This is a genomic window from Salinispora goodfellowii (genome assembly GCF_059570675.1).
Genome location: NZ_JCANTD010000005.1, coordinates 26,004 through 40,557, shown reverse-complemented (window position 1 = coordinate 40,557; position 14,554 = coordinate 26,004). Strand labels below are relative to the sequence as shown.

The following is a 14,554-nucleotide window of genomic DNA, read 5'->3' as shown; positions in this document are numbered from 1 at the left end:
TTATTCCTGGATTCATGGGTAGAAACGCCCATGCCAGGACATGAACCGATCCGCCGAACGGAGTGTCAGCTGGCGCATCCCGGCGCGCGCGAAGACCTGCCGATGCTCCGCCGGGACCTGCCGATGCTCCGCCGGGCAAACCAGCTCACCCGCCGCCGAACAAGGTGAAAGCATGTGCCGCTATGGAGCTGGCTACGCCTCGCCTGTTGTTGCGAGAATTCCGCCGCACCGACCATGCCGCCGTGCACGAGTTCGCGAGCGATCCGGAGGTTGTCCGCCACACAGACTGGGGACCCAACACTCCGCAGGACACCGCGGCTTTTCTACGCGAGGTGGCCGCGCACGCCGCCCTCACCCCACGATCGACATTCGCCCTCGCCATAGTCAACCCGGCGGTCGGCGCCCTGATCGGCTCCATCCAACTCGCCGAAACCGACCCCCCTCACCGGCAGGCCGAGATCGGCTATGTATTGGCCCGCCCCTGGTGGGGGCACGGGTATGCCACCGAGGCCACCCAGGCCCTGATGAGGTTCGGATTCGACCAGCTCGGCCTGCGCGAAATCAGCGCGACGTGCGACCCGGCCAACGTTGCCTCCGCTCGCGTCCTGACCAAAGCGGAATGCGGCCGGTCGGGCGCCGGCACAACCACCTCCGCATCCGCGGACAGTGGCGCGACCGGCTGTTGTTCAGCGCCGTTGGTTAGGCGGAGCAGGGGCAAGAAACGTACGGGCACCGCGGAGCTGGGTAGTCAGTCTGGACTGGGTCTCGGTGCAGTCGAGACGGACCCGGATCGGACCAGGAATGGTGGTGTCGGCCCGCCGGCCGGCGGGCAGGACCAGGTCGTCGATACCGTCGCGGTGGGCGATGAGCTCGCCGAGTTCGTAGCGGCTGACCGCATCGGCGCCAGCCACGTGCTGGATTCCGGCATACCCGGAATTGGCCAGCTCCAGAAGCGCCGCGGCCAGGTCCGCGACGTGGATCGGGCAGCGCAGGTCGTCGGTGAAGAGGACACCACGGCGGCCGCGGCGGCAGCCACGTTCATGCCGCCGTCGGCGGTGGTGACCCAGTCGTCCTGGTGGTAGGCCGCATTGATGATCGCAACGGGTCGAAGCTGGTGCACCAGGGCGGCGACCTCGTCGCGGCGTCGGATGTCGAGCTTCCGCCAGGTCACATCCGCTACCGGCGCCACCTGACGGTGGAAGGTCGCCGCCACCTGACGGCCGGTCCGCCGCGCCTGGCGAACGAGCTCGCGGCCCAGCAGTCCACTACCGCCTACGACGAGAAGGTCCATGGTCGGCAATGGTGCCCGACACCGCTACCCGGTTGCCTCAGTGGTGGGTCGACCGGTGTCGGCGGGTGAGAAGGATGAAGCTGACGCCGGCGCTGATGAGCAGGGTGGCGGCGCCGAGCAGGCTGGGCAGGCTGGCCCCGGTGATGGGTAGGTCGGGATCGGTCGGATCGGTCGGATCGGTGGGGTCGGTCGGATCGGTGACGGTGACCGGGACGGCTTCGGCCTGGTTGTTGGGGCAGACGGTGCTGGTGCTGGTGTAGTCGGCGGTGATGGTGTTGGCGCCGGCAGGGAGCCGGGTGGTGTGGGTGGCGGTGTTGGCGCTGTCCAGCGGCACGGTGGCGAGGTCGACGTTGTCGTTGCGGAAGGTGACGCTGCCGGTCGGGCTTCCCAGGTCGCAGGTGACGGTGGCGGTGAGCGTGACATCCTGATCCGCGGTCGGTTCCGGCGGCGAGACCTGCAAGGTCGTGGCGGAGCTTCCTTGCTGAACCGGCAGGGCCAGGCTGTGGTCGTTGCCGACGGCGGTGGTGGTCAGGGTGATCCCGGAGGGCAGGGCGACGGCCACCGGTGTGCTGGAGTCGTTGATGGTGCCATCCCCGAGCTGGCCAAAGACATTGCTCCCCCAGGCGAGCGCGGTGCCGTCGGTGGCTATCACCAGGGTGTGGTCGCTGTCCCGGGAGGCGATGGTGGTGAACGTGGCGCCCGTGGGCAGGCTGACATCGAGGGGCTCACTGCTGCTGCTGTTGCTTCCGTTTCCGAGTTGCCCGGCGCTGTTGTCCCCCCAGGCGAGAACAGTGCCGGCCGAGGTCAGGAGGGCACTGTGGATGCGGCCGGCCACCACGGCGGCAACGTCGGTGCCGAGGGGCAGAGCGACGTCAACCGGCGCGCTCCGGTTGGTGGTGGTCCCGTCCCCGAGTTGCCCGGAATTGTTGTACCCCCAGGCAAGGGCGGTGCCGGTGGAGGTGACCGCCAGGCTGTGGAGGCGGCCGGCCGCGATGGCAGTGACCTCGGTGCCGAGGGGCAGGGCGACACCGGCCGGCGTACTCCGATCAAGATTACTCCCGTCGCCCAGCTGGCCGAGGTTGTTCAGCCCCCAGCCGAACGCGGTGCCAGCGGAGGTCACCGCCAGGCTGTGGCTTTCGGCGGCGGCGACAGCGGTGACCGTCACACCCGACGGCATGATCGCCTCGACGGGCGTGGTGCGCCGGGTCGTGCTCCCGTCCCCGAGCTGACCGAAGCCGTTGCCACCCCAGGCCAGGACGGTGCCGGCCGAGGTCAACGCCATGCTGTGGACGCCCCCGGCGGCGACGGCGGTGACGGTGGTGCCGGACGGCAGGATCACCTCGACGGGCGCACTACGGTCGATCAGGGTTCCGTCCCCGAGCTGGCCAAAGTGGTTGGCGCCCCAGGCCAGGACCGTGCCGGCCGAGGTCAACGCCAGACTGTGAAACTTACCAGCGGCGACAGCAGTGACCGTGGCGCCCAGCGGCAGGCCCACCGCGATCGGCTCGCTACTCCCGACGGTGCTCCCGTTACCAAACTGCCCATTGTCGTTCTTCCCCCAGGCCAGGAGGAACTCCGACACAGCGGTCGATCCGGGCTGGTGCTGGGCCAACACGGGTGCTATCCCGATCGACTGCGTTACCGTCACCGCCAGCGCGAGGGCGAACCATCCGACGACGGCACGTCCCGCCCGGCGCCCTCCGGCGCCCCTACCCAGCCGCTGACCGAAACCCTGCATCGCGTACGCCTCCGCGCAGTGAAGTACCGCACGAAGGACAGCTGCTACTCCTAGTTGCCTATCCCTCAATGCGGGCAGAAACACCTCTACCGCCAGGATCAACGCCCAGCGGTACGCCGAGGTTGTTGGTCACCGTGGAAAGACCGCCGGCCTCGGCCGAGGGAACGACGACCGGCCTCAGCCGACTCCGCGGTAGGTGCACTCCAGCTGGGGCCGTCCGGTTGGCTGCGGCGCCGCCGGTCCTCCGGTCGGCTGCGGTGCCGCGGCGAGCGGGCCGCCCGAAGGCCCGGCCCAACCCCGGACAGCGCCAGCACCGCCGCCACCCCGACCGCGGCCAGCGGCGCCCAGCCCTCGATTGCGGCAGCGCCGGCCGCAGCGCCGATGGCGGCGCCGAGCTGAATGGCAGCCCCAGTCCAGGACTGCGTCTCCGCCTCCGTGCCCGGGGGCGCCAGATCACCCGCACCGCTGTACAGGGCAACGAAGGTGGGCCCGATGAAGAGACCGACCAGGAGGCACCCAGCCATCAACAGCCCCAGCGGCAGTCGACCGACCACCGCCAGGGCCACACACGCGAGGGCAAGCCCCAGGAGCAGGACAGGCAGGCACGGTACCCACCTGCTACGCAGCGCCCCAACGGCCAGGCCACCGACGATGCTGCCCACCGACAGGAGGCTGACCAGAGCGGCGCCAGCCGATCGACCAGCCACTGCGGGGAGCGCGATCTGCACGGCGTGCAACGCTGCGGAGAAGAGGCAGGCGACGAGCAGCAGCCAGCGCAGGGGCCCCAGCACAAGCGGCCCGAACCAGTGTCGCGCGCCGCCGGCGCCCCGTTCCGATTCCTGGCCGGCATCCCCCGCAGCCGGCTCCCGAAGGGTGCCCGCTACCGACGCCCGGCGGGTGCCCCCCAACGACGCCCGGCGGGTGCCCCCGACCGGATCCCGGCTGGATCTCCGGGCTGGTTCCCGGCCGGCCTGCGCCCGCCGGAGCAGGACCGTCGCCAGCGCGCTCGAGCTGCTGGAAACCACCAATCCGGCCATCGGCGACACAGTTTCGGTCAGCAGACCAACCAGGGCGGGTCCGAGGACGAAGGCGAGATCCGTGAGCACCGCGTCAAGCGCCAACGCGCTCCGCAGATTCTCCGGCTGAGACATCCTGCGCCACATGACCCGCGACAGCACCCCGACCGGAGGCATCGACACGTTCGCCACCAGCGCCGGCCCAAAGGTGGCCAGCACCGGCCCGTGCAGCCCTTCGTTGACCGACAGTGCCGCCACAGAGACCACATGCACGGCCAGGATGGGCCACAGGACCCGCCGGTCGCCGAACCGGTCGAGCAGCCGCCCACGGAAGGGCGCCGCGATACCGCCGAGCGCGGCGACCGCGACGACCAGCGCGGCGACGCCATAGGAGCGACCGGCGGAGACCGCGTAGAGCAGCGCGAAGGAGAACATGCCGGCTTGCAGCTTGCTCGCGGCGGCGCCCGCCAACCGGAGCCGGAAGCCGGACTCGGCCCCGAGGCTGCGGTAGCCGTACCGGGCCGGCGGTCGCGGAACCATCACCCCATTCATTTTGCCGGCGCTGCCTCGCTACCCGCCGCCCCGCCGGGTCGCACCGCGCCCCGCTACTCGGCCGCGCCCGGCTCAGGCTGATCGGAAACGGGCTGGGTGGCTGGTGTAGCCGCTCGTTACTGGTGACGAGGCGGATCGTGACCGCACCCCGAGGCTCGCCACCGGGAGCACGAACACCGAAAGGCCCTGACGCGTGACGTGGCACGCGCAGGGCCTTCCGGGTACGGCCAGGGGTGGATCAGTCGTACAGCTCAGCCACCTCGTCGGCGAAGTCCGCCATGATCACCTTGCGACGCATCTTCAGCGACGGCGTCAGGTGGCCGGACTCCACGGTGAACTCGCTGGGGAGTACGCGGAAACGTCGTACCGCCTCGGCCGTGGACACCGCCGCGTTGCCCGCGTCCACGGCGCGTTGCAACTCCTGCAGGAGGTCAGGGTCGTTGGCCAGTTCCGCGGAGGTGGCCTCGGCCGGCTTTCCCGCGCTGGTCTTCCAGTGCTCCAGGTACTCCGAGTCGATGGTGATGAGCGCGGCGATGTACTTCTGCCCGTCCCCCACCACGAGCGCCTGAGCGACCAGCGGGGAGGAGGCGATGCGATCCTCGATCAGGACGGGGGACACGTTCTTGCCCCCGCTGGTTACCAGGATCTCCTTTTTCCGGCCCGTGATCCGCAGGTGACCGTGGTCGTCGAACTCTCCGATGTCGCCGGTGCGGAACCAGCCGTCCTCGGTGAATGCCTCGACATTGGCCGCCTCGTTGTTCCAGTAGCCCGCGAACACCGGGTCGCCGGTGCACTGCACCTCGCCGTCGTCACCGATGCGCATCTGCACGCTCGGCACGACCCGGCCCACCGTCCCCGGCCGGAAGGACTCCAGCGAGTTGACCGTGACCGCCGCGCTGGTTTCGGTGAGGCCGTAACCCTCGAACACCGTGATGCCGCAGCCCCGGTAGAAGTGCGTGAGACGCTCCCCCAACGCCGCACCCCCGGAGATGACATAGCGCAGGTTCCCACCCAGCGCGGCACGGAACTTGCTGTACACCAGTCGATCGAAGAGAGCATGGCGAAGGCGCAGGCCCAGACCGGGCTTCTGCGCCTCTGAGTAGGCGATCGCCGTCGCTGCCGCGCGGTCGAAAATCTTGCCCTTGCCGCCCTCGTACGCCTTGCGTCGGGCGCTGTTATACGCCTTCTCCAACACGTACGGAACCGAGAGTAGGAAGGTCGGCTTGTAGCTGGCCAGTTCCGCCGGAACCTGCTTCACATCGGAGCAGTGTGCCAGGGGCGTCCGCGCCACTGTGGCACCGACCTGCACCATCCGGCCGAAGACGTGGGCAAGGGGCAGAAAGAGCAGAGTCGAGGCGGGAAGGTCGCCCACCGGCCCGAACATGGTGCGGAGCAGGGCGACCGAATTGCCGGAGCCGGCGAGCAGGTTGGTGTGGCTGAGGGTGCAGCCCTTGGGCATCCCGGTGGTGCCCGAGGTGTAGATGATCGTGGCAGTGTCCCCCGGGTGTACCGCCTTCCGACGCTCCTCCACCACAGTTGGCTCGACCACGGCACCCGCGCCCCGGAGTTCCTCCACCGCCCCGTCGTCGAGCTGCCAGACATGCTGCAGGGCGGGGAGCTTACCCCGCAATCCCTGAACCACCTCCTCGTGCGTCGCGTTTTCCACCACGACCGCCACCGAACCTGAGTCGCCGAGAATCCATTCGATCTGCTCGGTTGAGGAGGTCAGATAGATCGGGACGGGCGACGCACCGATCGTCCAGAGGGCGAAGTCCATGAGTGACCACTCGTATCGATTACTGGAGAGCAGGCCGACGCGGTCCCCGTGCTCGACCCCCTTGGCAATCAGCCCACGGGCCAGATCGGTGACCTCGGTGAAGAATGTCGCGGCGCTGACCGGCTCCCAACGGTCCCCGACCTTGCGGTGGAACACCGGCGCATCCGGCTCCTCGGCCGCGTTGCCCGCGACGAGGTCAGCGAGCCCGCCCTTCTCCGGCACCACGTATAGCGGCGGCGATGTCGACTCCCGCACCCGATCCTCCAATATTCAGTGGCGGCGGTCGCCGCTGCTGCTATCAGGGGAACCGGCCGCCCAGCCTGTTAAGAGATTTCAGAGCTCCGACAGTGGCGCGTCACCGGGCTCAACGCAGACAGCCCGGCATTACTGGGAAGACCACAAACAAGCCGGCGGGAACGATCTGCTGCGCCCCACCAACCGCGCATTCACGTTAACCGAATTCCTGGCTAACGGGAAGGTCTGTTCGGCGCCACTCTCCGCCCACCAGGCCAGTCCACACACCGGCAGGTCACCTCGGCCGACCCATCCGGTGCGGCTGCCCACTCCCGCCCCAGAACCCGCCGGGGCAGAACAGCCTCACCAGGCACAACCCGTCGAGCGCCATCCGCCACCGAGCCAGCCCCCGCCATCGATACTGCCCGACCAGCGAGGGTGGCCGGCGACGTAGGCGCGTAGGGCGGAGTGTCACACCCGGTGCAGATCGCCCCGTCACAGGTCCACCCCCGGCGTATCGACCCCGTTCCGGCTTACCGTCAAACCCGGCTGCCGACAGCCTCCGGTCACCGCCACTGCAGCCCTGCTCACTGGCGACGGCAGCCAGCGAGCAGTCGATAAGCTGCACGATGCTGGCCGCGCCCCCTCGGGCCTGCCCGTTCTGCACCTTCGGCCGGCGACCGACGACCTTCGGATAAATTCCGAGGCCCATAGCAACCCGTTCCAGCGCACGCTCTTCAGCGCGGGCGAGTGTCGGATTAGCAGGTGCAGACACCGTCCCCTCCGCCTGAGCGGCCTGCGCGCCGCCGACGCCGCACGCCGCACGCCGCACCAGGACGGATCAGCTTCGCGCCCTTATTGCCGATACCGGGCATTGATCTCCGGCAGTCCAGCAACCGACATGTCGATCTCGAATCAACCTTGCGCGGCGGTACCGGTGCATCCGGTGGGGACCCCGCAGATACCAGGAAGCCTGGAGCGAGGTATGGCGTGAGCGGGATGGCGTACAGGTCGTAGTTAAATCGCTCCCAGGGGGTCACGGCCACCAGCACGATGAACGGACTCAGCGAAGAGCGAGTCTGACATCCTCTAACGACCCTTTCCTCAGATATGGCAATCAGGTCAAGGCTGTTACCGCAGATGCTCCTCAGTGGCTTGGGCGAGGTTGGCGTGCGTCTCGCGATGAGAGAGACACTCTGGCGACACGGCGCCAAGTCAGCGATCGCTCAACCTCAACGCCGCCCCGTCACCGCGCCGCCGAGCCTGCCGCTGATCAGCGCTTGGGCCGCCTGGCCGTACGAGTCGGCGTCGAGGCGGGGGTCCCAGGACCGCTGCAAGATGAAGCCTTGGATGATTGAGATCAGGACCTGCGCCGCGGCGTCCGCGTCGATGTGGGCGCCACTGTCGGCGCAGGTGACCTCGATGCTCTCCCGAAGCGCGGCGCGGGCCCGCCGTAGCCCTTCCTGCATCCGCTGGGCAAGGGCTGGATCGCGGAGCGCCTCCCCCCACGCCTGCACCGCCAGCCGCATCCGCTCGTCGATCTGTTCGAGGTCGAGCAGCGCGCCTGGCAGCGTAGCCAGCAGGTCGGCGACGGGACGACCGGCCCGGACACCGTCGCGGACCACCGTCTCGATCACGCTGATCGCCTCCAGGGAGATCGCCATGACGATGTCGTTCTTGGTGCGGAAGTAGCGGTAGACGGCACCGAACGACAGGCCGGACTCATCCACCACGTCCTGCATGGAGGTGCGGTGGAAACCGTCGCGGGCGAAGCGGGTGGCGGCGGCCGACAGGATCTGCCGGCGGCGGGCAGCACGGTGGTCTTCGGAGACTCTCGGCATCCCCTCATCGTAAAGCGAGCGCTCGCTCTTGACGGCGCCCGGCGGGCGGGTGCACGCTAAAAAAGAGCGAGCGCTCACTTTTATTAGTCCTTGGGCATCGGTAGAGAGGCGCACGACATGCCACACCCGCAGGTACTGATCGTCGGGGCCGGCCCCACCGGCCTGGTCCTCGCCGCCCAACTGACCCGACTCGGTGTCGACACCCGAGTCATCGACAAGCACGCCTCCCCGCTGGAGCTGACCAAATCCGCCGCGCTACCTTCAACCTGGCCCGCCAGCAGGCGGCCAGCTACCGCGCCGGTCGAGTCTTCCTGGCCGGCGACGCAGCGCATGTCCACACCCCGTTCGGCGGCCAAGGGCTCAACCTCGGCGTCGCCGACGCGATCAACCTGGGCTGGAAACTCGCCGCGGTGATCGCCGGCTGGGCCCCGACCACGCTACTCGACAGCTACCAGGCCGAACGGCATCGGATCGGACGACAGGTCGTCCGCTTCACCCACCTCGGCGCAGCGGCGATGCTGTTGCGGGGCGACCCGCGCCGGCACCTACGCGACCTGGTGCTGTCCGGGCTACAGGCCAGCATGCCGGCCCGCCAACTGCTCGCCCACCGACTGTCCCAACTCGCACACAGCTACCGCGGAACCGCCGGGGTGACCGGCCGCAAGGGCGGTCTGCACGGTGGGGACCGCCTGCCCGACCCGACGCTCTTCGACGGGATCAGCCACCAGCCACAGCGCCTGCACGACCAACTCGCCGCCGACCGCCACACCCTCCTGCTGGCCGTGCCGACGCCAGACCCGGCCCTGACCACACAGATCAACCGGCTGGTCGACACGCTGGCCCGCCGCTGGCCCCGCACAGTGGAACTGCGGCTCCTGACCCCCGCCTGGCAGGCGACCCAGACCGTACGTGCCCCGGTTCCGGTCCTCCTCGACCGGGGCCGTAGCGCCCAGAAGCTGTACGACGCCGGTGCCGCGGCCTTCGTGATCCGGCCGGACCGGCACATCGGCTACGCCGGTCCACCGGAGCCGAACCGCATCGAGCGGTACCTGTCGGGCGGGTAGGCAGATCGGCGGCTCCCCGCAGTAGGACCCCCGAACGGTTCGCTTTTGCGCGCGCGCTGTAACGAGATCCTTAGGCTGGCCGGGAAGGGCCGCCGCCCTGACTTTTCGTCGGGAAGGCTATTCACCCCACGGCGGTGGCGTGGTCAGGTGCCGGGTTGCATCGCCCGCCGGTAGAACCAGCCGAGATGCGCGATCAACGCCTCGCGGGCCGCGGCGTCCGCGAGGACCTCCAGGGGGAAACCGGGGCGGAGGGCGAGCTTCGCGGCGGCGATCCTTACACCCGGCAGCTTGTTCAACCGCTGGCGGAACTCCTCGCGAAGCGCGATGTCGTCGAAGGGCGTCCTCGTGCTCATATGCTGATAGACGATCTCGAACTTCCCACTGGGGTAGATCGCCGCGGGCCAGATATTGCCGAGCTCGTGGTCCTTACCGCGGGCCACGAGCAAGCACGAGGTCTCGCCGGCCGAGCCGTAGAGTGCTCTGCCACCCAGCTTGACCCAGGCCTCAACTACACCCAGCGTTCCGGCCACAACCCGCGCATCCTGCAGGTCGGTCAGTTGCTCGACGAACCGGTCATCGAGCTCGTCCCTACGGCGGGACCGTGGACGGAGAAACTTCCGCGACACATCCTGCTGTGGCAGACCGGCGAGCTGGGCCAGCTCCTCGACGCCGAAGCGCTGCGCCTGGCTGGCCCGCCCGTACCTGTCGAACTCGATCCCCTCGGCGCGCAGCAGGTCGCACGGATCGTCCGTTCGAACGGGGTCGAGCCACCGGAAGCTGGGCGACACCACACCTTCCGCCTGAAGCACCCGGTGCGCGTTCGGAGCCGGATGGTTGGCCAGCCGGATGCCGACCGGCACCGGGTGGCTGCCGATCAGCGCGGCAACATCGCCGTACGCCGTCCAGGAGCCGGCGGGTAGCGCGGCGAGCGCCTTGTTCATGACGTCCCAGGGCACCTCGGAGCGGTTGCCCGCCTCCTCGGTGGGCCCCGGCCAGTGGGTGATGACCCATTCGGCGAGGGCATCGGCACGGGCGTAGATCTCGGGGCGACCCCAGCGCTTCTGCGCGGCGATCTCCCCGTTGAGCAGAATCCCGCTCTTGCCCAGTTGTGCCCGCTTGACCAGGAAGGAGCTGTTGCTCAGCTCGGCGTTGTAGCCAGTGAGGGTGAGGTTCCCCAGCGTGTGAACCAGAGCCTCGTGCACCTCGGCGAAGGTCTCCTCGCCCTGCAGATCCTCGCTCAGCGTCCGTCGCCACTCCGTGGTGGGGCTCTGCGGCATGACGTGCTCGATGGTCAGCGAGTCCGGCGCCACCGGCTCCTTGCTGCCGTACGACTCCTCCAGCCACCGGAGCACAAGCTTGCGCTGGCTGGCACGGCCGTTGAGATAGAACGGGATGGACCGCACCGCCTCCCGAACGCTGACATCGGTGGCGTAGTACTTCCGGCCGACCGACAGGTATGCCCGCAGCGCCTCGTCAACCGGCAGGTCTCCGCGCATGTCGGTCACGACGCGAAGCAGAATTCGGTTGATGTTCGCGGTCGCCCGGCCGATCAGCAGGCGCCGGACGAAGAAGCTCTCCACGTATCGCATCGCCGACGCGACCTGCTCAGAGGTGGCCGTGCCCTGCTCGCGGCTGTCCAACAAGTGCAACAGCAGCGGGTACACGGTGGTCGTATCCCACTCGTTGAGCCGGGCCAGCCGCCGCCGTACCTCCGGATCGTCTTCCTCCTCGGGGTGCAGGATGATCCGCAGGAGGGCACCGAGCCGGCAGAACCGACGCACCTCGGCCTCGATCTCCGCCTCGGTGTGCAAGCCGTTCAGCCGCGTCTGCTGTCCGGTGTAGGTGTCGGTCTGCTTGACCCCGGGGTCTCGGTGCACCAGGTCGAGCCAGAACAACTGCTCAAGCTCCCCGGGGTCCAGCTGCTGCTGAAGCGGGAACCACAGCGAGCCGTAGACCTCCGCACCGCGGTTCGGCAGCCGCATGAAGAGATAGTTGCGAAGCAGGTCGGCCTGGGTGAGCTTGAGCCCGGTGTTGTTCAGCGACTCAAAGATCCGGTAGACGTTGTCGCCGGCCTGCGCGACGACCGAAACCAGTGCCATCCCCGAGATGACCGCGTCCTCGAGACGCTGGATGTCCAACGGGTCGTCCGGGTCGTCCACGGCGGCGAGTTGGGCCACGAAGAACCGGTAGGCCGCACCGACCCGATCACTTCCGCCGGCCTGGGGAGTGGCGTCCAGGCACGCCTCGTACGCGGGCCGATCGGCCTGTGTCGGGACGACCTTCAACCGGTGCGTGGGCTTCCACTTGTTGATCAGGTATTCCTGGTCGATCCGGTCCCGGTGGCCCGGGTCCTCGTGCTGGGCCCGGTGATCCCGAAGGGCGCAGAGCAGGATGGACAGGGTGGTAAGTCGCTGCTGACCGTCTACCACCAGAAACTCGGAGACGCCCGCCGGTCCGTTCGTCGGGCTGGGCGCGAGCACCAGCGAGCCGATGAAGTGCGTCATGCTCGGATCCTCGATCCGCTCCTCGGCCAGCTTTCGGATGTCCTCCCACAGGCGGACGAGCTGAGAGTCCGTCCACGAGTACGTCCGCTGGTACAGCGGTACCCGATACTGCTTCGCGCCCTCCAGCAACTCCCGCAGCGTCGTCTCGTGTGCCGCTACCATGCGCTCGGCTCCTCACTCACGGTGGCACGCTCTGAGCCGGCTACACAACCAGAGCACCAATCAATGAAGCAACCCGCAATCACGATCGATAGCTGTCCAAAACCCGACAACGATCCAGGTACTCCTGGAAGCAGTAACTTGCAATATCCACACTGACGAACGGTCGGCGGTGGTGCTGGGCCGACTCCAAGGTGGGGCCCGCAGTCGACGCCTTCCGAGCTCGGTTCGCCGCACCGGCACGGTGGCTCAGGCAGGCTAGCGTGATCCGAAACAGCGGCGTACGGCGGCAGCGAAAATGGCCATCACCACGCGTTACCGCCCGCACTGTCCTGGCGAGCTGACGAACGAGGGCTGGCGGAGGGAACACGATGGGTGACGTACGGATGGCCGAGGAACGTCCGGTCGGGACGGGAGCAGAAGAGCAGCCGAGCACCGCGAAGGAACAGTTCGACACCGCCGGTTTGAAGGCACTGCTGACGTTTGCCCGGCCCTATCGGAAGACACTCGTCGCCGGTGTCGGCCTGGGTTTGTTCGGTTCGGGCGCTGCGCTGGCCCAGCCGCTGGCCGCACGTGAGGTGCTGGAGCGGGTTGGTCAGGACGGGGGTCTGCTGCGGCCCATTCTGCTTCTCGTCGCCCTGGTACTGGGCGGCGCCGCGCTGTCCGGAATCCAGTTGTTCATCCTGGAACGTTCGGGGGAACGAATGGTTCTGGGACTGCGACTGACGCTGGTGCGCAGGCTACTGCGGCTGCGCATGAAGGAGTACGACCGCCGTTCGGTCGGCGACCTGCTGTCCACCGCCGGAGCCGACACCACACTGCTGCGGTCGGTCATCACAGCCAACGTGCTGGACTCGGTGTCCGCCGTGGTGACGCTCGTCGGAGCGATCGCGTTGATGGCCTACCTGGACTGGGTCCAACTGGTGTCGGTGCTGGCGGTCCTGCTGGTCGTCGGCCTCGGTGTGGTTCCGGCGCTGAGCCGGATCAAGACCGCCACCGAGCGGGCACAGGAAGGGCTGGGGCAGATGACCGCCGGCCTGGAGCGGGCCCTGGGCGCCATCCGTACGGTGAAGGCCAGCGTGTCCGAGGAGCGCGAGTCCGAGCGGATCAGTGCGTGGGCCCGCACCTCGTATGCGGCGGGGGTGCGGTCGGTCAAACTGGACGCCGTCGTCGGCATCGCCAGCGGCCTCGCCATCCAGCTGTCGTTCCTGATGGTCCTCGGCGTCGGCGGTGTGCGCGTGGCCAACGGGAGCATCTCGGCCGCCGACCTGGTGGCCTTCCTGCTCTACATCTTGTACCTGGCCTCCCCGATCATCCACATCGTGAATGCGGTCATCCAGCTGCAGAAGGCCTCAGCCGCTACCACGCGCATCGCGACGGTGAACGATATGGAGGTCGAGCCGATACCGGGCAGCGCGGCACCCATGGTCGGGGAACCCGTCCCGCTCACCGGGGTCGGAGGGACCGCTGGGCCGACCGCGTCACCGAGCGAGCCGACCGCGCCATTCAGCGGGGCGCCCTCGTCGGTAACGTTCGAGAACGTGAGCTTCGGCTACCGCGAGGGCGTCCCCGTGCTCCGTGATGTGTCATTCCACATTCCGGCCGGTGCGCAGGCGGCCCTGGTGGGCCCTTCCGGCGTCGGAAAGACCACCGTCCTGGGCCTGCTCGAGCGCTTCTACGAGCCCGAGACAGGCCGGGTCCTGCTCGGCGACCGCGATGTGGCGGACATTCCACTCAACGAACTGCGCCGCCAGATCGGCTACGTGGAGCAGGAAGCTCCGGCACTGGCCGGCACGCTACGCGAGAACCTGCTCTACGCCGCGCCGGCCACCACCGACGGCCAGCTGAACACGGTGGTGGAGGCCAGCCGCCTCGGCGCCCTGGTCCGCCGGCTTCCCGACGGCCTGGACACCGAGATCGGTGACCACGGAACGCAGCTGTCCGGTGGCGAGCGCCAACGGCTGGCCATCGGTCGCCTGCTGCTGAGCCGGCCCCGGCTGGTACTGCTGGACGAGGCGACCTCCCAGCTCGACTCCGTCAACGAGGCGGCACTGCGCGAAGCGATCGAGGAACTCGCCACGGGCTGCACGATGCTGGTGATCGCCCACCGGCTGTCCACTGTTGCAGCCTCCGATGCGATCGTCCTGATGGACCACGGTGGCGTCCGCGGGACCGGCACCCACGACCACCTCATGGCCGAGGACGAGCTCTACCGGGAGCTGGCGCGCGGGCAGCTACTCAGTGGCGAGCGTACCGTCGCCACCGGGTCGGCGGTGCCCCACGGAGGTGAACGGGTGAGCGGGTCGCCCCACTCCACCGTGTGCGGCTCGTCGATCGCCACCCGGTCCAGCTGATGCCCACCGCGCGAGGGATCAGCG

The 14,554-nt window shown here is 68.6% G+C and carries 5 protein-coding genes and 5 pseudogenes; 4 read left to right on the top strand and 6 right to left on the bottom strand.

Features of this window, described 5'->3' with window-relative positions; translation table 11 throughout:
- Positions 1-182 precede the first annotated feature (182 nt).
- Positions 183-557: pseudogene (locus T398_RS07715) on the top strand (GNAT family N-acetyltransferase); the annotation flags it as partial.
- Between the two features lie 129 nt (positions 558-686).
- On the opposite strand, the pseudogene T398_RS07710 reads toward T398_RS07715, so the two are convergent.
- The 5 genes and pseudogenes from T398_RS07710 to T398_RS07690 form a co-directional block, all read right to left on the bottom strand.
- Positions 687-1,291: pseudogene (locus T398_RS07710) on the bottom strand (sugar nucleotide-binding protein).
- Positions 1,292-1,328: 37 nt separating this feature from the next.
- The gene (locus T398_RS07705) at positions 1,329-3,029 is read right to left on the bottom strand and encodes an RCC1 domain-containing protein (RefSeq protein WP_496445669.1); all 1,701 of its coding nucleotides are present in this window, start codon (positions 3,027-3,029) and stop codon (positions 1,329-1,331) included.
- Between the two features lie 58 nt (positions 3,030-3,087).
- Positions 3,088-4,597, bottom strand: a pseudogene (locus T398_RS07700) (MFS transporter).
- A 238-nt stretch (positions 4,598-4,835) separates the two neighbouring features.
- Positions 4,836-6,629, bottom strand: a complete 1,794-nt coding sequence (locus tag T398_RS07695) for an AMP-dependent synthetase/ligase (RefSeq protein WP_496445668.1) — start codon at positions 6,627-6,629, stop codon at positions 4,836-4,838.
- Between the two features lie 1,211 nt (positions 6,630-7,840).
- Positions 7,841-8,449, bottom strand: a complete 609-nt coding sequence (locus T398_RS07690) for a TetR/AcrR family transcriptional regulator (RefSeq protein WP_496445667.1) — start codon at positions 8,447-8,449, stop codon at positions 7,841-7,843.
- A 117-nt stretch (positions 8,450-8,566) separates the two neighbouring features.
- Here T398_RS07690 and T398_RS07685 point away from each other — a divergent pair.
- Together T398_RS07685 and T398_RS07680 are read left to right on the top strand one after the other, a co-directional pair.
- Positions 8,567-8,647: pseudogene (locus T398_RS07685) on the top strand (FAD-dependent monooxygenase); the annotation flags it as partial.
- A 59-nt stretch (positions 8,648-8,706) separates the two neighbouring features.
- Positions 8,707-9,513, top strand: a pseudogene (locus T398_RS07680) (FAD-dependent monooxygenase); the annotation flags it as partial.
- A 143-nt stretch (positions 9,514-9,656) separates the two neighbouring features.
- Here the strand turns inward: T398_RS07680 and T398_RS07675 are convergent.
- Positions 9,657-12,179 carry a GmrSD restriction endonuclease domain-containing protein gene (locus T398_RS07675; RefSeq protein WP_496445666.1) on the bottom strand — a complete coding sequence of 841 codons (2,523 nt, stop codon included), beginning with the start codon at positions 12,177-12,179 and terminating at the stop codon, positions 9,657-9,659.
- 368 nt (positions 12,180-12,547) lie between these two features.
- Between T398_RS07675 and T398_RS07670 the strand changes: the two genes are divergently transcribed.
- A complete protein-coding gene (locus T398_RS07670) occupies positions 12,548-14,530 on the top strand; it encodes an ABC transporter ATP-binding protein (RefSeq protein WP_496445665.1) in 1,983 nt (660 codons plus the stop codon).
- Positions 14,531-14,554 lie beyond the last annotated feature (24 nt).

Bases quoted from the DNA above. Each gene is read 5' to 3' on its own strand.
- T398_RS07705 (WP_496445669.1), bottom strand. From the start codon at position 3,029: ATGCAGGGTTTCGGTCAGCGGCTGGGTAGGGGCGCCGGAGGGCGCCGG.
- T398_RS07690 (WP_496445667.1), bottom strand. From the start codon at position 8,449: ATGCCGAGAGTCTCCGAAGACCACCGTGCTGCCCGCCGCCGGCAGATC.
- T398_RS07675 (WP_496445666.1), bottom strand. From the start codon at position 12,179: ATGGTAGCGGCACACGAGACGACGCTGCGGGAGTTGCTGGAGGGCGCG.
- T398_RS07670 (WP_496445665.1), top strand. From the start codon at position 12,548: ATGGGTGACGTACGGATGGCCGAGGAACGTCCGGTCGGGACGGGAGCA.